Source organism: Mycobacterium sp. P7213, from assembly GCF_900604305.1.
Lineage (GTDB): Bacteria > Actinomycetota > Actinomycetes > Mycobacteriales > Mycobacteriaceae > Mycobacterium.
Window position 1 is genome coordinate 11,927 of sequence record NZ_UWOA01000019.1, and the last position, 19,681, is coordinate 31,607.

Genomic DNA, 19,681 nt, shown 5'->3' on the forward strand with positions numbered 1-19,681 from the left:
GTTTCAGCTTCGCATTTGCAACCGTGGAATGTGGTGCATCCCCTACTGTGAAAATCCACCGACAACCGGAGAAGGGAGCCGCCGAGTGGACTCGGCACCGTCGACAGTGACCAAGGCGAGCGATGAACGCCTGTACCGGCGGCTGGCGGCCCGGCTCAGTATCAAGACCAAGCTGATGATCATCCTGCTGCTGACCAGCGTCGCCTCGGTCGCAGTGGTCGGGTTTGTCGAGTTCCAGTATGGCGCAGAGGAATTGCAGCACGCGGCGACCAACAAACTGGTGCAGGCTCGCGAGTTGCAGCGTCGCGCAGTCGCCGGCTTGTTCGCCGATATGTCCAACGCCCTGGTGATCGTCAGCGGGGGAGTGACCGCGGCTTCCGCAGTCAAGGCGTTCAGCGCCGGATTCGACCAACTCGCGAATGCTCCGGTCACGCCCGAGCAGCAGCGGACGATCGTGGGCTACTACCGCGACCACTTCACCACGGCGCTGACCGAACGCACCGGCGAGAAGGCGGACGTCGCCGCGTTCCTGCCCACTTCGAACGCCCAGCGCTACCTGCAGGCGCACTACACCGCAGGCTTCGCCGGAGACTCCAAGAAACTCGACGACGCGGGTGACGGCAGTGCTTGGTCAGCGGCAAATGCCCAGTTCAACGATGTCTTCACCGAGGTTGTTCAGCTCAACGAGTACCGGGATGCGTTGCTGCTGGACACCCAAGGCAACGTGGTCTATTCGGTCAACAAGGGTGTGGACCTGGGCACCAACCTGCTCACCGGCCCCTACCGCGAATCCGGCCTGCGGGACGCCTACCGCAAAGCACTGGCGGCCAACGCGGTCAACTTCGTCTGGATCACCGATTTCCAGCCCTACCAGCCCCAACTGGACGCGCCGACCGCCTGGCTGGTCTCACCGGTGGGCACCAAGGGCGAGGTCGAGGGTGTGTTGGCCTTGGCGCTGCCCAGTGCCAAGATCACCCGGATCATGACCGTCGACCGCGACTGGGATGCGGCCGGGCTGGGCCACACCGCCGAGACCTACCTGGCCGGTCCGGACGACCTGATGCGTTCCGATTCGCGGCTGTTCCTGGAGGATCCCGAGCGCTATCGCCGCGAAGCGGTGGAGGCGGGAACCTCTGAGGCGACGGTGGACCGCGCGGTGCGGTTGGGGACCACCACCTTGGTGCAGCCGGTCGGCGGACCGGGCCTGCAGGCCGCGCAGCGCGGCCAGTCCGGAACGCTCACCACCGGGTACGACTATCTGGGCAAACGCGAACTGACGGCGTACGCGCCGTTGACCGTGCCCAACTCGGACCTGCAGTGGTCGATCCTGGCGACCAGGGAGTACTCCGACGCCTTTTCCGGCGTCACCTCCTTCAGTAGGAGAGTGGTGCTGGCCACCACCGGGGTGATCTTCGCGATCTGTGTGCTGGCGATGTTGCTTGCCCGGCTGTTCCTGCAACCGATCCGGCGGCTGCAGGCCGCCGCCCAACGGATCAGTGCCGGCGACTACAGCGCCGTGGTACCGGCTCGAACGGCTGACGAGATCGGCGATCTGACCAAGGCGTTCAACGACATGAGCTACAGCCTTCGCACCAAGGAGGAGTTGCTCAGCCAGCAGCGCAAGCAGAACGACGAGCTGATGTTGTCGCTGATGCCGGAATCGCTGGTGCGGCGCTATCGCGGGGGCGAGCAGGCTATCTCAGACGTGCACCACAACGTCACTGTCATCTACGCAGAGCTGCAGGGCATCGATCAATTGTCCTCCGAAATCTCCGCGAGCGAATTGGTGACAATCGTCGACGACTTGGTCAGGCAGTTCGACGCGGCAGCCGAAGCCGTTGGCGTGGAACGAATCCGGACGATGTACAACGGCTATCTGGCCGGCTGCGGCTTGACCACACCACGCCTGGACGGAGTGCACCGAATCGTCGAATTCGCCTCCGAGTTGCAACGGATCGTCGAGCGGTTCGCCATCAAATCCGGGTACCGGCTGAGCCTGTGGGCCGGAGTCAACACCGGCGAAGTCATCAGCGGTCTGGTGGGCCGATCCGGTGTCACCTACGACCTCTGGGGCTCGGCGGTCAACCTCGCCTACCAGTTGCGCAGGCACACACCGGAATCTGGCATCTACGTCACCGCGGCGGTGCGCGACATGCTCGACGACGCGGCGGAGTTCGCTCCGGCCGGCACCATGACCGTCGGTGACGCCCAGGAACAGACCTGGAAATTGGCCCCGAGACTGTCCGAGGCGCCGTGAACGTCTTCGGGTCGTGGCTCTACTGGGCGATCGGGGTCGCCATCGGATTCCCCGCGGGCCTGGTCGCGCTGACCGAAGGGCATGGGGTGCTGGCGCGCCGAGGCAGCTACCTGGCCCGGCCGGTGGCATTGGCTCGTAATTACCTATTGCCGCTGGGCGCCTTGCTGGTGCTGCTGGCAAAGGTGGCCGGCGTGCCCGGCGAGGATCCGACTCTGCGCGTCATTTACACCGCGTTCGGCTTCGTGTTGCTGGTGTTGTTGCTGGCGGTGCTCGACGTCACCTTCTTCCAGAGCGCCCCCCAAGGGTCCTGGCGGGGCCGCATTCCGACCATCTTCATCGATGTCGCCCGGTTCCTGCTGATCGGTGTGGGCCTGGCCCTGACGCTGTCCCTCGTGTGGGACGCCAAGATCGGCGGCCTGTTCACCGCGCTGGGTGTGACGTCGGTGGTTATCGGCCTGATGCTGCAGAACTCGGTCGGTCAGATCGTTTCGGGTCTGTTCATGCTCTTCGAGCAGCCGTTCCGGATTGGCGACTGGCTGTCCACCCCGACCGCCCACGGCCGGGTCGTGGAAGTGAACTGGCGCGCGGTACACATCAGCACCGCCGACGGGCTGCAGGTCACGCCCAACTCGGTGCTGGCCGGCACCTCGTTCACCAACATCAGCCGATCCAGCGGTGCGCACCGGGTGTCGATCACCACCTCGTTCGCCGTCGGCGATCCGCCGGACCGGGTGTGCGCGTTGTTGTCGCGCGTTGCCACCGCTCTGCCGATGCGGACCACCGGCGCGGCACCGGAATCGGCGGCGCTGGGTGGCGGCCAGTACCGCACCGCCATCGCGGTCGACACACCCAGCGACGACGGCGCTGCGCAGGCAACCTTCCAGCGGTGGCTCTGGTACGCCTCGCGGCGGGAGGGACTGCACCTTGACGGCGCCACCGACGATTTCTGCACGCCGGAACGGGTGGCCGAGGCGCTGCGGACCGTGGTGGCGCCCGCCCTGCGACTGACCGAGGCAGACCAGCAGGCCCTGGTGCCCTACGCCAGGGTCGTCCGGTATGGCGCCGACGAACCACTGCAGCAAGCCGGTCAGGTACCGACGGCCATGACATTTCTGACCGACGGCAGTGTCCGGATCAGCAGCGAGGATCCGGACCAGCCGGGTGCCACGTTGCGCCATGGGGCGTTTCTCGGGATCACCACACTGACCCGCCAAGCCAGCCCGTTCGACGCTCAGGCATTGGAGGAGGTGACCGCGGTGGTCATCGATCGCGAACACATCGAGGAGCTGGTGATGGCCAAGCCGCTGTTGCTGCAGGAACTGGGCCGGATCATCGATCAGCGGCCTCGCACGGCTGTTGCGCAGCGGCGATCGTGAGGGCGGCGGAGCCGGTCGAAGCGGGTCGCCGTAAGTCAACACAGCGGCGATCGTGAGGGCGGCGGAGCCGGTCGAAGCGGGTCGCCGCACGTCAACACAGCGGGGCCGTTTTACCTGATCGGGCGTTCGCCGATACGCTGGCACGATGAGCGTCCCCGTGCTTCCCGACCTGCGCCAAGAGGTCCATGACGCCGCCCGCCGCGCCAGGGTCGCCTCGCGTTCCCTGACGGCGTTGTCCACGGCGGCCAAGAACAGTGCGCTGAACGCCGCCGCCGACGCGCTGCTGGCCCACGCCGACGACATCCTGGCCGCCAATGACCGCGACGTCGCCGCCGCCCGTGACGCCGGCACTCCCGAGGCCATCCTGGACCGGCTGGCGCTGACCAAGTCTCGGGTCGACGGGATCGCCGCGGGACTGCGTCAGGTCGCCGGCCTGCCCGACCCGGTCGGCGAGGTGCTGCGCGGCTACACCCTGCCCAACGGACTACTGCTGCGTCAGCAGCGCGTCCCGCTGGGCGTGGTGGGCATGGTCTATGAGGGCCGGCCCAACGTGACCGTCGACGCATTCGGGCTGACCCTGAAGTCCGGCAACGCCGCACTGCTGCGCGGCAGTTCGTCGGCGGCCCACTCCAACCAGGCTTTGGTGGACGTGCTGCGTGGCGCTCTGGAGGCCGAGGACCTGCCCGCCGACGCGGTGCAGTTGCTCTCGTCGGTGGATCGCGCCACGGTCACTCATCTGATCCAGGCGCGCGGACTGGTCGACGTGGTGATCCCGCGCGGCGGAGCCGGATTGATCGAAGCCGTGGTGCGTGACGCGTTGGTGCCCACCATCGAGACCGGTGTCGGCAACTGCCACGTCTACATCCATGAGGCCGCCGATCTCGACATCGCCGAACAGGTGCTGTTGAACTCCAAGACCCGTCGGCCCAGTGTCTGCAATGCCGCCGAGACGCTGCTGATCGACAGGGCGATCGCCGCATCCGCATTGCCGCGGCTGGTGGACGCGTTGACCGCCGCCGGAGTCGCGGTGCACGGTGATGCCGAGGATGCCGCCGCCGAGGATCATCTGCGTCGTGAATACCTGGCGATGGACATCGCCCTTTCGGTGGTCGACGGGCTCGAGGACGCCATCGACCACATCAACGAGTACGGCACCGGCCACACCGAGGCCATCGTCACCACCAACATGGCGGCCGCCCAGCGGTTCAGCGAGCAGGTCGACGCGGCCGCGGTCATGGTCAACGCCTCCACGGCCTTCACCGACGGCGAGCAGTTCGGGTTCGGCGCCGAGATCGGCATCTCCACCCAGAAGCTGCATGCCCGGGGCCCCATGGGTCTACCGGAGCTGACGTCGACCAAATGGATCGTGTGGGGTGACGGCCACACCCGTCCCGTCTAAGGCGCCTCGAAGGAGCTACATCCACATGGACAAACCCGCCATCCCCGCCACCCCGGCCCGCCAGGCGCCGCTGTTCGCCGACATCGACGACGTGGCCCGCCGGCTGGCCGAAACCGGGTATCTGGCCGACACCGCCACCACCACCGCGGTGTTCCTGGCCGACCGGCTGGGCAAACCCCTGCTGGTGGAGGGTCCGGCCGGGGTCGGCAAGACCGAGCTGGCCCGCGCGGTGGCCGCGGCCACCGGGTCAGGGCTGGTGCGGTTGCAGTGTTACGAGGGCGTCGACGAGGCCCGGGCGCTCTATGAGTGGAATCACGCCAAGCAGATTCTGCGCATCCAGTCGGGATCCAACGGCGGTGACTGGGACGCCACCAAGATGGATGTGTTCTCCGAGGAGTTCCTGCTGTCGCGGCCGCTGCTGACCGCGATCCGGCGCACCGATCCGACCGTGCTGCTGATCGACGAGACCGACAAGGCCGACATCGAGATCGAGGGTCTGCTGCTGGAGGTGCTGTCCGACTTCGCGGTCACCGTTCCGGAACTGGGCACGATCACCGCGGCGCGCACCCCGTTCACGGTGTTGACCTCCAACGCCACCCGGGAACTGTCCGAAGCGCTCAAGCGCCGCTGCCTGTTCTTGCACATCGACTTCCCCGATCCGGACCTGGAACGCCGGATTCTGCTGTCGCGGGTGCCTGAACTGCCCGAGCATCTGGCCGCCGAGCTGGTGCGCATCATCGCGGTGCTGCGCGGCATGCAGCTCAAGAAGCTGCCGTCGGTGGCCGAGACCATCGACTGGGGCCGCACCATCTTGGCCCTGGGCATGGACACCATCGACGACGCCACCGTCGCTGCCACCCTGGGAGTGGTGCTCAAGCACCAGTCCGATCAGGTGCGGGCATCCGGAGAGCTGCGACTGAACTGATGGTCCGCCGCACCCGCCCGTCGCAACCTCTTGCCCCGCATGGAATTCCGGGGCATCTGGTGGGGTTCGTGGAAGCGCTGCGCGGGCAAGGGATTTCGGTGGGCCCCTCCGAGACCGTTGACGCCGGGCGGGTGTTGACCGCGATCGGGCTCGATGACCGGGAAGTGCTGCGAGAAGGGCTGGCCTGCGCGGTGCTGCGCCGGCCCGATCACCGCGACACCTACGACGCCATGTTCGATCTGTGGTTCCCCGCCGCGCTGGGCGGACGCGCGGTGGTGGTCGACGGGGACGAGGCTGATCCGTCGGATTCCGCGCCGCTGCCGGAGGACGCCGAGGACATGCGGGCCATGCTGCTCGACCTGCTGACCGCGAATCCCGATCTCGCCGACACCGATCCCCGGTTGTCGGCGATGATCGCCGCGATCGTCGGCGCCTACGGGCAATACCGCTCCAGCCGGGGCCCGTCCTACTCCGCCTACCAGGCGCTCAAAGCACTGGCGCTCGACGAGTTGGAGGGCAAACTGCTGGCCGGACTGCTCGCGCCCTACGGCGACGAGCCCAGTCCCACTCAGGAGCAGATCGCCAAGGCGATGGCGGCGCAGCGGATCGCGGCACTGCGCAAGCTCGTTGACGCCGAGACGAAGCGGCGCACCGCCGAGCAGTTGGGGCGCGAACACGTCCAGATGTACGGCATCCCGCAGCTGAGCGAGAACGTCGAGTTCCTGCGTGCCTCCGGCGAACAGTTGCGCCAGATGCGCCGGGTGGTGGCGCCGCTGGCCCGCACCCTGGCGACCCGGCTGGCCGCGCGCCGGCGACGCTCCCGGGCCGGCACCATCGACCTGCGCAAGACGCTGCGCAAGTCGATGTCCACCGGCGGGGTGCCGATCGACGTAGTCCTGCGCAAGCCGCGTCCCGCGCGACCCGAGCTGGTGGTGCTGTGCGATGTCTCCGGCTCGGTCGCCGGCTTCAGCCATTTCACCTTGCTATTGGTTCATGCGCTGCGGCAACAGTTTTCGAGAGTTCGCGTGTTTGCGTTCATCGACACGACCGACGAAGTGACGCACCTGTTCGGGCCGGAGGCCGACCTGGCCGTGGCGATCCAGCGGATTACCCGGGAGTCCGGGGTCTACACCCGCGACGGCCATTCCGACTACGGCAATGCGTTCGTCTCGTTCGCCGAGAACTATCCGAACGTGGTGTCGCCGCGCAGCGCGCTGCTGGTCCTTGGTGACGGTCGCACAAATTACCGAAACCCAGGTGTGGAGGTGCTGTCGCACCTGGTGACCGCCAGCCGCCATGCGCACTGGCTCAACCCCGAGCCGGCGCATCTGTGGGGCAGTGGCGATTCCGCGGTGCCGCGGTACAGCGACGTGATCGCGATGCACGAATGCCGCTCGGCCAAGCAACTGGCCGGAGTCATCGACGCCCTGCTGCCGGTCTAGCCCGCGTCGCGCTTGCGGCGGCACTTGGGCGCCCGGGGGACCTTCTGGACCCGGGAGCTGGCCCAGGTCCAGGGGCCAGCCCGGTCGCTCAGTGCGTCCGCTGGTAGATCAGCCAGCGCAACTCCATCGGGCTTTCCTCCCGCGTGGTGCGGAACGCGTCCTGCCCGCTGATCCATTCGATGTACCAGCTGGTGGGTGGCCAGCCGCCCTCGGGCAGGTGCGTTTTCTCGTAGTCATGCACGGACTCGTCGGAGAGCAGCTGCAGGGGTAGGCCGGCCGACGCGGCCGACATCTCGGCGCGGGTGTACAGACCCGAGTACACCTGCTGGCAGAATTCCCGGGCGGCACTGTCGGGTTCGTAGCCGTCGTGCGCCAGGAAGCTGTTGAACACCAGGCGCCCGCCGGGAGCCAGGCATCGGGCGGCGAGCTCGAACAGGCTGCGTAGCTCCGCGGTGGACCGGAAATCGGTCAACACCTCAGAAAGCACCATCATCTGGTAGTCGTCGCGCAGGTCATCGGCGTCTTCGAAGACGTCGCGCACGATGACGCGCACGTCCAAGGATTCCGCCGCCGCGTCGGTCGTGAGCATCTCGGCGAACTTCGGGGTCATTTCGACGACGTCGACCGGATGACCGCGACGCGCCAGCGCCAGGGCGTTACGCCCGGTGCCCCCGCCGATCTCGAGCACCCGATGGGAGGCCGGATCGTCGGCCTCGCAGGCGAGGTGCCAGACCCGTGCGTCGGGTTCGGTGCCGAACAGCGGTGGCTTCCGCGTGTCCAGCCAGGCGGCGTACGCGTCCGCGACGCTGTTCCACTGGGCACGGACCGTGTAGTCCAGAGTGGGGCCGATCGGGGCGTTGTAGGAGATGACGATGTGCGAGCGCAGTGAGTGCGAGTAGGCCTCAGCCAGTTGGCCCGCCAGGACTTCTCGGAGGCGGGCGAGTTCGTCGTCGCTGAAGGGTTTGCCCAGGCCGGCGAACACGGCAGAGCACATCGTGACGTATTCCTCGAGCATGCTCGGCACCGCCGGCAGCCGGATTTCGCCGCTGGTCTGGGCACGCGTGTAAAAACGCCTGACCATGGCGTTCTTGGCCGCCTGGGCGCGATCTATTGAGCTCACCGGAAAATCTTCCACAGACATCTTCTACACGATTGGCATTGGCTTCGGGGTAGCAACGGGGGGTTGCGTCCTTCGGTGAGCGTACGCCGAAGCGGAAAGCCGTTTGGCGCATCGGCCGCCTGGGCCGGGGCCGAGCGGTGCGACCAGTGCGCTCAGGTCGACGAGGACCCCAAGTAAGCTGGCCTATCGTGCGAAAACGGCGGCTGGGAGTCATGGGTGGGACGTTCGATCCCATCCATCATGGCCACCTGGTCGCCGCCAGTGAGGTCGCCGACCTGTTCGAGCTCGACGAGGTGGTCTTCGTGCCGACGGGCCAGCCGTGGCTCAAGGACCGTCGGGTCACCGCCGCGGAGGACCGTTACCTGATGACGGTGATCGCCACCGCGTCCAACCCGCGGTTCTCGGTGAGCCGCGCCGACATCGATCGCGGCGGTCCGACCTACACCAAAGACACCTTGCGTGACCTGCAGGAACAGAACCCGGACGCCGAGCTCTATTTCATCACCGGTGCGGACGCGCTGGCCACCATTCTGTCCTGGCAGGATTGGCCGGAGATGTTCGAGATGGCGCGGTTTGTGGGGGTGAGCCGGCCCGGTTACGAGCTCAACGGCGATCATCTCGCTGATGCGCTCGGCTCCCTGCCGCCGCACGCTTTGACGCTGGTCGAGGTGCCGGCGCTGGCGATCTCGTCTACCGATTGCCGCCGGCGCGCGGCAGAATCCCGCCCGATCTGGTACCTGGTACCAGACGGGGTGGTCCAGTACGTGTCCAAGCGCCGCCTCTACCAACCGACCCCCGGAGACCAACAATGACCGCGACACCCGAGGCCGTGCGGATGGCCACCGTGGCGGCCGGCGCCGCCTCCAACAAGCTGGCCGATGACGTCGTCGTGATCGATGTCTCAGCGCAACTGGTCATCACCGACTGCTTCGTCATCGCCTCGGCCTCCAACGAGCGCCAGGTCAACGCGATCGTCGACGAGGTCGAGGACAAGATGCGCCTGGCCGGCTATAAGCCGGCGCGCCGCGAGGGCACTCGGGAGGGGCGCTGGACTCTGCTGGACTACGTCGACATCGTGGTGCACATCCAGCACCAGGACGAGCGGGACTTCTACGCGCTGGACCGGCTGTGGAAGGACTGCCCGCTGGTGCCGGTGGACTTAGCGGACTCGGCCGCTGAGCCGACCCCCGAGGACGCGTCGTGAGGGTCCGCAGGCTGATCCTGCTGCGGCACGGCCAGACCGAGTTCAACGCCGGCAGCCGGATGCAGGGTCAGCTGGACACCGTTCTCAGCGACCTAGGTCGGGCGCAGGCGGAGGCGGCGGCAGAGGTGCTGCGCAAACGACACCCGCTGCTGATCGTGTCCTCGGATCTGTGGCGGGCCTACGACACCGCCACCGTGCTGGCCGAGCACAACGGGCTGCAGGTCCGAGTGGACACCAGGTTGCGGGAAACGCATCTGGGTGACTGGCAGGGGCTGACCCATGAAGAGGTCGACGCCGCCGCACCGGGCGCCCGGCTGGCTTGGCGTGACGACGCCCGATGGGCACCCCACGGCGGGGAGAGCCGCATCGATGTGGCCGAGCGCAGCGTTCCGTTGGTGCGCGAGTTGGTGTCAGGGGAGCCGGACTGGGGCAGAGCAGAGCACGCCGATCAGCCGGTGGTGCTGGTCGCCCACGGCGGGCTGATCGCCGCTCTGACAGCGGCGTTGCTGCGGCTGCCGGTGGAGAACTGGCCGGCACTGGGCGGGATGGCCAACGCCAGCTGGACCCAGCTCAGCGGATACTCCGAGGGAACCGATTCAGACCAGGACGACTTCGCCGATGTGCGATGGCGTCTCGACGTCTGGAACGCCTCAGCACAGGTGGCCAGCGATGTCCTCTGAACCGCGGAAGCCCGCGCAAGCCCGTCCCACCCTGCTGGTCTTCGCCGACTCGCTGTCCTATTACGGGCCCACCGGCGGGCTGCCCGCCGATGATCCGCGGATCTGGCCGAATATCGTTGCCAGCCAGCTGGACTGGGATGTCGAACTGATCGGTCGGATCGGCTGGACCAGCCGAGACGTCTGGTGGGCGTCCACCCAGGACCCGCGGGCGTGGGCGGCACTGCCGCGGGCCGGGGCGGTCATCTTCGCCACCAGCGGGATGGACTCACTGCCCTCGGTGTGGCCGACGGCTATGCGTGAATTGATCCGCTATGTGCGGCCGGCCTGGCTGCGGCGTTGGGTCCGCGACGGCTACGGCTGGCTGCAGCCCCGGTTTTCGCCGGTGGCGCGGGCGGCCCTACCGCCGCATCTCACCGTGGAATATCTCGAGATGACCAGGGGTGCAATAGATTTCAACAGGCCAGGCATTCCCATTGTGGCTTCGCTGCCGTCGGTGCACATCGCGGACACCTACGGCCGCGCCCACCAGGGACGGGAACCCACGGTGCGGGCAATCACGGCCTGGTCGCGGGAACATGATGTACCCCTGGTGGACCTGAAGGCCGCGGTGGGCGACGAGGTCATGAGCGGCCGCGCCAATCCGGACGGCATCCATTGGAATTTCGAGGCGCACCGGGCTGTCGCGGACCTGATGCTCAAGGCCCTGGGTGAGGCCGGCGTGCCCGGCCCGTTGGGGTGACCCCCGATGAGCGTCGTCGTCATCACCGACTCGTCGGCCTGCCTGCCTCTCGAGGTGCGTGACCGCTGGGGGATTCGCACGGTACCGCTGCACATCCTGCTCGACGGAGCCGATCTGCGCGACGGCGTCGACGACGTGCCCGCGGACATCTATGCGCGCGAGCGCGTCACCACATCCGGGGCGGGCCCGCAGGAGCTGGCGGAGGTCTACCGCACTGCGCTGGACTACAGCGCGGGCTCCGGGGTGGTGGCGGTGCACATTTCCTCGGCGCTGTCCGGGACGTTCGGCACCGCCGAGCAGGTAGCCGGCCAGATCGGTCCCGCCGTGCGGGTGATCGACTCGAAATCGGCCGCGATGGGCACCGGATTCGCGGTGTTGGCCGCGGCTCGAGCGGCCGCCGGCGGCGCCGACCTGCAAGGCGTCGCGGAAGCGGCGGACGCCGCCGTGCAGCGTGCTCACGCCTACATGGTGGTGCAGCGGCTGGACAACCTGCGGCGCAGCGGCCGGATCGGCAGCGCGGCGGCGTGGCTGGGAACCGCCCTGTCGCTCAAACCGCTGCTGGCGGTCGAGGATGGCAAGCTCGTTCTGGCGCAACGCATCCGCACCGTCAGCAAGGCCGTCGCGTCGATGATCGACCGGGTCTGTGATGTGGTCGGGGATCGCTCAGCGGCACTGGCGGTGCATCACGTCGCCAATCCGCAGGGGGCCCAGGAGGTCGCCGGTGCGCTGGCGGAGCGGTTGCCGGTCTGTGCGCCCGCGGTGATCACCAGCCTGTGCCCGACGTTGGCCCTGCACGTGGGCGCCGGTGCCGTCGCGGTGTGTGTCGATGTCGATCCGGGCGGGGCCTGAGCGCGTCGACCCCGGCCTGCCTACTGCGCGGGCGCCGCGAGTCTGTCTGTGTCGGTGGACTCTTCACGCGGGGTGTGTGCCGCGATCCCGCGAACGTTCTGGTTGGGCCCCCACGGCCGGACCACCTGCGGCCACCAGAACCACTTGCCCAACAACGTGGCGATCGACGGCATGAAGAACGCCCGGACCACGAAGGTATCCAGCAGCAAACCGATTGCCACGGTGGTGCCATACATGCCGATGGCCTTGAGATCACTGAAAAACATGATGCCCATGGTGGCGGCGAACACCATGCCCGCCGAGGTCACCACGCCGCCGCTGCCCGCCATCGCCCGTATGTAGCCGGTCTTGAGCCCCGCGTGTATCTCCTCCTCGAAGCGGGAGACCAGCAGCAGGTTGTAATCCGAGCCGACGGCCAGCAACACGATCACCGCCAGCACCAGTGTCACCCAATAGATGTGCTGGCCGAAAATGTGCTGCCAGATCAACACCGAGATGCCGAAGGACGCGGCGATAGAACTGGATGCGGTGCCGAGAATGACCGCTGCGGCCACCAGGCTTCGGGTGATCATCATCATGATCAAGAAGATCAGCGTGAGCGACGCCACGACCGCGATCATCAGGTCGTACTTGGCGCCGTTCTGCATGTCTTCATAGAGAGCGGCCATCCCGCCGATGTAGACCTTGGCGTCCGCCAACGACGACTGCTTCAGGGCTTCTTGGGCAGCGATCCGCTCCGGCTCGACCCGTTTGATGCCCTCCGCGGTCGCCGGATAGGTCTGGTGCGTGACGAAAAACCGTGCCGACTTGCCGTCCGGTGACATGAACAGCCGGAGACCGGTCTGGAAGTCCTTGTTGTCGAACGCCTCTGCGGGCAGGTAGAAGAAGTCGTCGTTCTTGGAGTCGTCGAAGCTCTGACCCATCATGATCTGGGTGTTGCTCAGGTCCTCCATCTGATCGATGAACGCCGAGAACGTCGAGTGCACCGTCAGCACCAGTCCGCGCATGATCCGCATGGTGTCGACCACGGCCGGCAGCAGTTCGACCGCCTGCGGCAGCAGGCGTGCCGTCTTGGTGATGTCGTCGGACAGGTAGTGCAACTGCTCGGCGAGTTGGTCGATGCCGTCGGTGGCGTCGAAGGTGTTGCGCAGCGCGTTGCACATCGGGATGTCGAAACAGTGCGGCTCCCAGTAGAAGTAGGAGCGCAGCGGGCGAAACTGATCGTCGAACTCCGCGATGTGGTCGCGGATCCGGTCGGAGACGTCCACCGTGTTTCGGGTGACCTCGGCCGTGTCGTCGAACGTGCGGTCGACCTCCTGGAGGTACCCGTACATCTGGATCAGCAACTCGATGTCCTTGTCGAGTTGCTGGGAGATGGTGTCGATGTCCTTGATCCGGTCCTTGAGCGTCTTCATGTTCTGGATCATCAGCTGGTTGGAGACGCTGAGTTGGAACGGTATCGAGCTGTGCTGCAGCGGAATCCCCAGCGGTCGGGTGATGTCCTGGATCATCCCGATCCCGACCACCCGCATGATGTTCTTGGCGACCCGGTCCAGCACCAGCATGTCGGCCGGATTGCGCATGTCGTGGTCGGATTCGACCATGGTGATGTCCGGCGCCATCCGGGCCGCCGAGAAGTGTTTCTCCGCAGCGGCATAGGCCACGTTTACCGGGGTGCCCTGGGGCAGATACTTGCGGTCGTCGTAACCGGGTTTGAACCCCGGCAGGGCGACCAGACCGATCAGGATGATGGCCAGGCTGGCCACCGCGATCGGCCCCGGCCAGCGCACCACCGACACGCCGGCCCGGCGCCAGAACCCGCCCGGCCTGGCTCTTTTGGGGTCAAGCAGGCCAAAGCTGGTGACCACCACCAGCATGGCCGGCCCCAGGGTGAGGGCGGCCGCGACCACCACGAGCATGCCTACCGAGACCGGAATGCCCATGGTGTGGAAGTAGGGCAGCCGGGTGAAATACAGCATCGCCGACGCCCCGGCGATGGTCAGACCCGAACCCAACACCACCGGCGTGACACTGCGCACGGTGGTGTAGTACGCATCGATCCGGTCCTCGCCGGCCAGCCGGGCTTCCCGGTACCGGCCGATGAGAAAGATGCCGTAGTCCGTGCCTGCGGCGATCGCGAGCATCACCATGATGTTGACCGCGAACGTGGTCAGGCCCATGACGTCGTTGTAGCCGAGGACCGCGACGACGCCGCGAGCACAGATCAGCTCGAGCAGGGTCAGAAACAGCTGGGTCAGCATCGCCGACACCGATCGGAAGACGATCAGCAGCATGATCGCGATCGCGCCGATGGTGAACAGGGTGATCTTGACCAGACTGGAGTCGCCGATCTGCCGCAGATCAGCAGTCAGCGCGGCCGGCCCGGCGACGTAGGCCTGAACCCCGGGCGGAGCTGGGGTGTCGTCGATGGCCTGCCGGACCGCGACGACCGAATCATTGGCCTCGGTCATGCCCTGGTTGCCGACCAGGTTGAGCATGATGTAGGCGGCCTTGGCGTCGGAGCTCTGCACGCCTGCCGCGGTCAGTCGGTCCCGCCAGAAGTCCTGGGCGTGTTCGACATGGGCTGTGTCGGCAACCAGCTTCGCGACGATCTCGTCGTAGTAATGGTGAGCGGCATCGCCGAGTTCTTCCTCGCCCACCACCACCATCATCACGGTGCTGTTGGATTTGTATTCCTGAAAGTTCTCACCGACCAGCTTGCTGGCGATCATCGACGGCGCATCGACGGGCGCGAGCGGCGCGGAGTGTTCCTCGGAGATGACTTCCAGCTGGGGCACAAGGACATTCACCAGCACCGTGAGGACGATCCAGATGATGATGATCGGCACCGCGAATATTCGCAGCATGTGCGCGAAGAACGGCCGCTTGACGTGCGGATCCTGCCGGCTGTCCAGCTGATCTTTGATCTTTTTGATCATCCGGACTTCACCAGGCAGAAGGTCTGGGCATTGAGGCCGGTGGCACGACGTTCGTCAAGCAGCCGTTCGTCGATCTTGATACGGCAGCCGATCTCACCGGTGTTGCCCTGCACGATCATGTTGGCCATCACGGCGGGCAGTACGGTGACCACCGTGTAGGTCCACGGCAGGGGCACGCCGGTGAGTTGATGGACGTTGGCCTCGGCGTCCCAGTAGTTGATGTCGGCGGTGGTACCCGGCGGCCCGAAGGCCTCGTAGGCCACGTATTTCGGGTTGAACTGGACGATTTCGATGCCGGCACCGGCGTGGGGATTGAGGTCTTCTGAGGCGAACACCTTGTGCAGTCGGCTGACGATCACACTCGAGATCGCGATGACCACGATGAAGACCAGTGGAATCCAATACCGTTTAAGCATGCCGGCGGCCGAGATTTTCGCCATCTCACCGCCTTCCGCCTGTCGATAATGCGGTTGAACGTCGGCGCTGGACGGTCTGTTCCCCCCGGCTTCGGCGGAAGCATCGATGGTTCCGCGAATCGTGCCCTTCGGCAGCATAACCTTCGCTTGGCTAAGGAACGCAAGATCCGCTGACTCGGCCCGGGCTGGCGCGCGGGCACCGACGTCCGCCTCGAGTTCAGCGCCAACGCTCAGACTTCAGTAGCATGGCCGCTGATGCACGCTCTGGGGAAAGTCGTCCGATTCGGTGCCGTGGTCATCGTGGCAGTGCTGATGCTGTCCGGGTGCAGCGGCAGGGGCGCGTCCGGCGCGTCCTCGCAGGAGGCATCGGCCCCTGAGGCGTCGTGGACTCGCCCCGACGCGCCGCCCGATCCGCAGACCCTGCTTCGCGCCGGTGACCTCGCGATCGCGCAAGTACCCAACAGCGTGTTGATCTTCATCGAGAGTCAGACCAGCGACGCCGGTACCTGGAAGGCCGGGGTGGTCACTCCAGACGGCACCGAACACCAGGTCAAGGTCGACTCTGATGGGGTGTCCGTGCTGGTCGGCCCCGACGCGACTGACGACAGCAACGCCGACAAGGCCAAGCGGCGCGCCAATGTGGCCGGCACCCATCTGGACTACCGCAGCGCCGTGGAGCGCGTACTGCGGGCAGTGCCCAACAGTTCGATCACCGAGCTGAGCCTGCTCGACATGAACGGCACGGTCATCTGGGAAGCCGACGTGTGGGACGACAACCTGGCCGAACGAGACGTCAACGTCGACGCAGCGACGGGGGCGGTCACCGCCAACCGGCAGGTGTAGATTCGGCGCTCCGGCCGCTTAGAGCACGCCGGCGCGGCCCGTGATCGGGGGCAGATCGGCCAGCGTGACGATGCCCGGTTCCGCCGCGACCACCGCCGGCACCGCGTTGGTCACCGGCATCGCCGTGTAGATCGAGCCCAAACCGTTGAAATTCGGCTCGTTCCACTCCTTCGGCGGCAGGCAGTTGATGACGGTGCGCATATTGGGCAGCCCAAACACCTGGATGACGTGGCCGTGCGCCACCGGCTTGGGCGGGATGACCTGGTCGCCCATGATCCAGTTGAAGCCGACGCTGACCACGTTGTGATCGCCGACCCAGCCGCGGTGATAACCGAACACGCTGCCGACGGTGCCCGCCGGGATCTTCATAAAGCCCAGATCGCTGTCGCCGGTCGCGGCAGTGAACTGCACATCGAAGGTGATGCGGTCCAACCGCGCGCCGATCGCATGGGCCATCATCGCCGCCGACTCGGCGAAAACTTCGCTTTCGCGACGGACGCTTTCGGCCAACCCGGGGGTGGCGGGATCCTGCGCGAAGCCCATCGCCGCCATGGTGGCCGCCGACTCGTAGGTCGAGCAGTCCACCGATTCGGTGATCCGGATTTCATCGACCCGCTCGCACGCCCCGGACAGCACCATTCCGACCATGTTGGTCAGCCCCGGGTGCGCGCCGCTGCCGAACATCGTCGAGTTGCCGGCCCGGCAGGCGTCCTCGATGCGTCTGCGGTCTTGCGCGCTCTGTTTGCCCCCGGTGATCCAGGCCGCCGTCGAGCACACGTTCACCCCGGCTTCCAGCAGCCGGACCAGTTCGTCGATGCTCGGCCACAGCGGGTTGTAACAGCACGCATCGGGCTTCAGTGCGATCAGGGCGTCGATGTCGTTGGTGGCGGTGATGCCGGTGGGTTCCGGCCAGCCGGCCAGCTCGGCGGCATCCACCCCGATCTTGTCCTTGCCGTGGGCGTAGACGCCGACCAGCTCCATGTCGGGCCTACCGATGATGGCGTGCAACGAGCGTTGCCCGATGTTTCCGGTGGTCCATTGAATGACGCGAAGCGGGCGGGTGGCAGCGGGCATCATGCTCCTCGGTGACGGGTGTATCCCACATTATTGGGGTGCGGTCCCCGAGCGTTTGTGGCAGCCTCGATCGACGTGACCGGCAAGGTATCGCCACCATTGACCCTGCGGACCGCCACCGATGACGATTGGGCTGCGATGGCAGTGCTGGGCGCTGTCGGCTTCGGTGAGGACTGGGACGCCGAGTCGATGGCCGCCTGGCGGACCCTGACCTCGCCCGACAGTTCCCTGGTAGTTTGCGACGGCGATGCGGTGGTCGGCATGTCGGGCTATTTGGATCTGGAGCTGACCGTGCCCGGCGGGGCGGTGCTGCCGGCGGCGGGGGTCAGCTACGTCGTGGTGGCTCCGACTCACCGCCGCCGCGGCGTGCTGCGAATGATGTATACCGAATTGCACAGGCGCATAGCCGATTCGGGTTATCCGATTGCGGCGTTGACGGCCAGCGAAGGCGGAATCTACGGGCGGTTCGGCTACGGTCCGGCGACGGTGGACCACGAGCTGACCATCGACCGGCGCTTCGCCCAGCTGCATCCCGACGCGCCCGACCCCGGCGGGGTACGGCTGGTCAAAGCGGCCGACAGCCGCGACGAGTTCGCGGTGATCTACCAGCGCTGGCGCCAGCGAGTCCCGGGCGGTTTGGCGCGCCCACTGGTGCTCTGGGATGACCTGCTCGCCGACCGGGAGAACACCCGCGAGGGCGGCACCGAATGGCTCGCGATGCTGCATCCCGACGGCTATGTGCTCTACCGCGTGCACGCCGGTGAGCCAAAGACGGTGCGAGTCGAGGAGTTCCGGGCCGTGACCCCGGAGGCACACGCCGCACTGTGGCGGGCGCTGCTCGGGTTGGACCTGATGGGGAAGGTCGTCGTCGAGACCTACCCCGACGACTCCATGCCTTACCTGCTGACCGATACCCGGCTGGCCACCACCACTGGGCGTTCGGACGGTCTATGGCTGCGGATGATGGACATCCCCGCTGTGCTCATGGCCCGCCGCTACACCGTGGACCTGCCCGAGCTGTCCTTCGTGGTGGCGGTGCGTGACGGTTTCCGCAGCGATGGTGGGCGATTCGCGCTCACGATACGCGAGGGGGTCGCCGAGTGCGCCCCGACCGAGGCGGACGCCGAGGTGGAGCTGGACCTGGATGTGCTGGGCAGCCTGTATTTCGGCGCGCACCGGGCATCGTCGCTTGCCAGAGCCGGCAGGCTACGGTGTCGCGACGATGCCCTGGTGCGTCGTCTGGATGCGGCGTTCGCCCACGACGTCGCCGCCCAAATCGGTTTCGGCTTTTAGGCTGCTACAGCTTCGCCAGGTCGTAGCTGCTCAGGTTGTCGATGAGCACGTGCAGCTGATCCTGCGACGAACCCAGGGTGTGGTCGATCGCGGTGAGCCGGGCCGCGTAGTGCCCGACCGGGTATTCCCAGGTCACCCCGATCCCGCCGTGCAACTGGATGGCCTCCTGAGCGATGTGGCGCCCGGACCGGCCGACCTGCAGCTTGGCGCGCGCCGCGATCACCGGGTCGTAGTTGCCGTCGGCGAGCGACATCGCCGCGTACATGCTCATGCTGCGGGCCAACTCCAGCGACACGTACATGTCGGCGGCACGCTGGGTCAGCGTCTGGAAGGTGTTGAGGGTGACCCCGAACTGCTTGCGTGTCTTGAGGTAGTCGGTGGTCAGCCGCAAGGCCTCTTCCATCGCGCCGACCGCCTCGGCGCACAGTGCCGAGGAGATGCGGATGACGGCGCGCTCGATGGCGGCCGAGGCATCGGTCGCCTCACCCAGCGCAGTGGCCGGGGCATCGGCGAAGTCGAGCTGGGCGCCGCGCTGGCCGTCGAAGGTCCGGTAGGGCTGACGGGCCACGCCGTCGGCGCTTGCCTCGACCAGGAACAGTCCGGTCCCGCCATCGGGCAATGCAGCGCTGACGACGAATGTGTCGGCGCGATCCCCGGTCAGCACCGGGTTCTTACGTCCGCTCAGCTGCCACGAATCACCTTGCGGCACCGCTGTGGTGGTCACCTTGCCTGCGGTTCCCCGCATACCCGGTTCGGTGTGGGCGAACGCCAGAATCCGCTCGCCTTCGGCGACGGTGTCGAGCAGCGCGCGCTGCTCGGCGGTGCCGCGCTCGGCGATCAGCGCGCCCGGCCCGAGTGCCCCGTGTACGACGGGCTCCGGCGCCACCCGCCGGCCGATCTCGGTGAGCACCACCATGATCTCCAGCGGGCCGGATTCCTGCGGGTCGAAACCCAGACCGAGAATCCCGGTGTCCGCCAGTTGCTTCCACACCTCCGGGTTGAATCCGGGATCGGCCTCGATGACCTTGTTACGGGTCTCAGTGTCATAGCCCGACAACATCGAACGGGTGGTGTCGCGCAGCAGAACCTGCTCGTCGCTGAGTTGGAAGTCCATAGCTGTCATAC

Annotated in this window: 17 protein-coding genes; 12 read left to right on the plus strand and 5 right to left on the minus strand. The window is 66.8% G+C overall.

Annotation, left to right across the window (positions count from 1 at the left end; genetic code table 11):
* The first annotated feature begins 28 nt into the window (after window positions 1-28).
* From EJK91_RS09170 to EJK91_RS09190, 5 genes are all read left to right on the plus strand, one after another.
* Window positions 29-2,257, plus strand: coding sequence for an adenylate/guanylate cyclase domain-containing protein (locus EJK91_RS09170; RefSeq protein ID WP_125078780.1), 2,229 nt, complete (start codon window positions 29-31; stop codon window positions 2,255-2,257).
* The gene (locus tag EJK91_RS09175) at window positions 2,254-3,633 is read left to right on the plus strand and encodes a mechanosensitive ion channel domain-containing protein (RefSeq protein WP_125078781.1); all 1,380 of its coding nucleotides are present in this window, start codon (window positions 2,254-2,256) and stop codon (window positions 3,631-3,633) included. Before EJK91_RS09170 ends, EJK91_RS09175 begins: the two co-directional genes overlap by 4 nt.
* Before the next feature lie 145 nt (window positions 3,634-3,778).
* On the plus strand, window positions 3,779-5,032 hold the full coding sequence (locus EJK91_RS09180; RefSeq protein ID WP_024440758.1) for a glutamate-5-semialdehyde dehydrogenase: 1,254 nt from the start codon (window positions 3,779-3,781) through the stop codon (window positions 5,030-5,032).
* A gap of 25 nt (window positions 5,033-5,057) precedes the next feature.
* Window positions 5,058-5,957, plus strand: coding sequence for an AAA family ATPase (locus EJK91_RS09185; protein ID WP_024440757.1), 900 nt, complete (start codon window positions 5,058-5,060; stop codon window positions 5,955-5,957).
* Window positions 5,954-7,399 carry a vWA domain-containing protein gene (locus EJK91_RS09190; protein ID WP_125078782.1) on the plus strand — a complete coding sequence of 482 codons (1,446 nt, stop codon included), beginning with the start codon at window positions 5,954-5,956 and terminating at the stop codon, window positions 7,397-7,399. The genes EJK91_RS09185 and EJK91_RS09190 overlap by 4 nt, the downstream gene beginning before the upstream one ends.
* 88 nt (window positions 7,400-7,487) lie before the next feature.
* Here the strand turns inward: EJK91_RS09190 and EJK91_RS09195 are convergent, their stop codons facing one another.
* Window positions 7,488-8,540 (minus strand): class I SAM-dependent methyltransferase, encoded by a 1,053-nt coding sequence (locus EJK91_RS09195; RefSeq protein ID WP_369797564.1) that lies wholly within the window; start codon window positions 8,538-8,540, stop codon window positions 7,488-7,490.
* Window positions 8,541-8,722: 182 nt separating this feature from the next.
* Here EJK91_RS09195 and nadD point away from each other — a divergent pair, with 182 nt between their 5' ends.
* The 5 genes from nadD to EJK91_RS09220 are packed head-to-tail and all read left to right on the plus strand — an operon-like array spanning window position 8,723 to window position 11,991.
* On the plus strand, window positions 8,723-9,331 hold the full coding sequence (gene nadD, locus EJK91_RS09200) for a nicotinate-nucleotide adenylyltransferase (protein WP_255341875.1): 609 nt from the start codon (window positions 8,723-8,725) through the stop codon (window positions 9,329-9,331).
* Entirely contained in the window at window positions 9,328-9,723 is a 396-nt protein-coding gene (rsfS, locus tag EJK91_RS09205; RefSeq protein WP_024440753.1) for a ribosome silencing factor, read from the plus strand. Before nadD ends, rsfS begins: the two co-directional genes overlap by 4 nt.
* Window positions 9,720-10,403, plus strand: a complete 684-nt coding sequence (gpgP, locus tag EJK91_RS09210; RefSeq protein ID WP_125078783.1) for a glucosyl-3-phosphoglycerate phosphatase — start codon at window positions 9,720-9,722, stop codon at window positions 10,401-10,403. Before rsfS ends, gpgP begins: the two co-directional genes overlap by 4 nt.
* Entirely contained in the window at window positions 10,393-11,142 is a 750-nt protein-coding gene (octT, locus tag EJK91_RS09215) for a diglucosylglycerate octanoyltransferase (RefSeq protein WP_125078784.1), read from the plus strand. The genes gpgP and octT overlap by 11 nt, the downstream gene beginning before the upstream one ends.
* Before the next feature lie 6 nt (window positions 11,143-11,148).
* A complete protein-coding gene (locus EJK91_RS09220; RefSeq protein WP_024440750.1) occupies window positions 11,149-11,991 on the plus strand; it encodes a DegV family protein in 843 nt (280 codons plus the stop codon).
* Window positions 11,992-12,011: 20 nt separating this feature from the next.
* Here the strand turns inward: EJK91_RS09220 and EJK91_RS09225 are convergent, their stop codons facing one another.
* Together EJK91_RS09225 and EJK91_RS09230 are read right to left on the minus strand one after the other, a co-directional pair.
* Window positions 12,012-14,930: an MMPL/RND family transporter gene (locus tag EJK91_RS09225; RefSeq protein ID WP_125078785.1), complete on the minus strand. Its 2,919-nt coding sequence runs from the start codon at window positions 14,928-14,930 to the stop codon at window positions 12,012-12,014.
* On the minus strand, window positions 14,927-15,370 hold the full coding sequence (locus EJK91_RS09230) for an MmpS family transport accessory protein (protein WP_024440748.1): 444 nt from the start codon (window positions 15,368-15,370) through the stop codon (window positions 14,927-14,929). The genes EJK91_RS09225 and EJK91_RS09230 overlap by 4 nt, the downstream gene beginning before the upstream one ends.
* A gap of 231 nt (window positions 15,371-15,601) precedes the next feature.
* Here EJK91_RS09230 and EJK91_RS09235 point away from each other — a divergent pair, with 231 nt between their 5' ends.
* On the plus strand, window positions 15,602-16,189 hold the full coding sequence (locus EJK91_RS09235; protein ID WP_024440747.1) for a PepSY domain-containing protein: 588 nt from the start codon (window positions 15,602-15,604) through the stop codon (window positions 16,187-16,189).
* An 18-nt stretch (window positions 16,190-16,207) separates the two neighbouring features.
* On the opposite strand, the gene EJK91_RS09240 is transcribed toward EJK91_RS09235, so the two are convergent.
* Complete coding sequence (locus EJK91_RS09240; RefSeq protein WP_024440746.1) at window positions 16,208-17,266, minus strand: NAD(P)H-dependent amine dehydrogenase family protein; 1,059 nt, start codon at window positions 17,264-17,266, stop codon at window positions 16,208-16,210.
* 72 nt (window positions 17,267-17,338) lie between these two features.
* On the opposite strand from EJK91_RS09240, the gene EJK91_RS09245 reads away from it, so the two are divergent.
* Window positions 17,339-18,556: an enhanced intracellular survival protein Eis gene (locus EJK91_RS09245; RefSeq protein WP_277424719.1), complete on the plus strand. Its 1,218-nt coding sequence runs from the start codon at window positions 17,339-17,341 to the stop codon at window positions 18,554-18,556.
* Between the two features lie 4 nt (window positions 18,557-18,560).
* On the opposite strand, the gene EJK91_RS09250 is transcribed toward EJK91_RS09245, so the two are convergent.
* On the minus strand, window positions 18,561-19,670 hold the full coding sequence (locus tag EJK91_RS09250; RefSeq protein WP_024440744.1) for an acyl-CoA dehydrogenase family protein: 1,110 nt from the start codon (window positions 19,668-19,670) through the stop codon (window positions 18,561-18,563).
* Window positions 19,671-19,681: the final 11 nt, after the last annotated feature.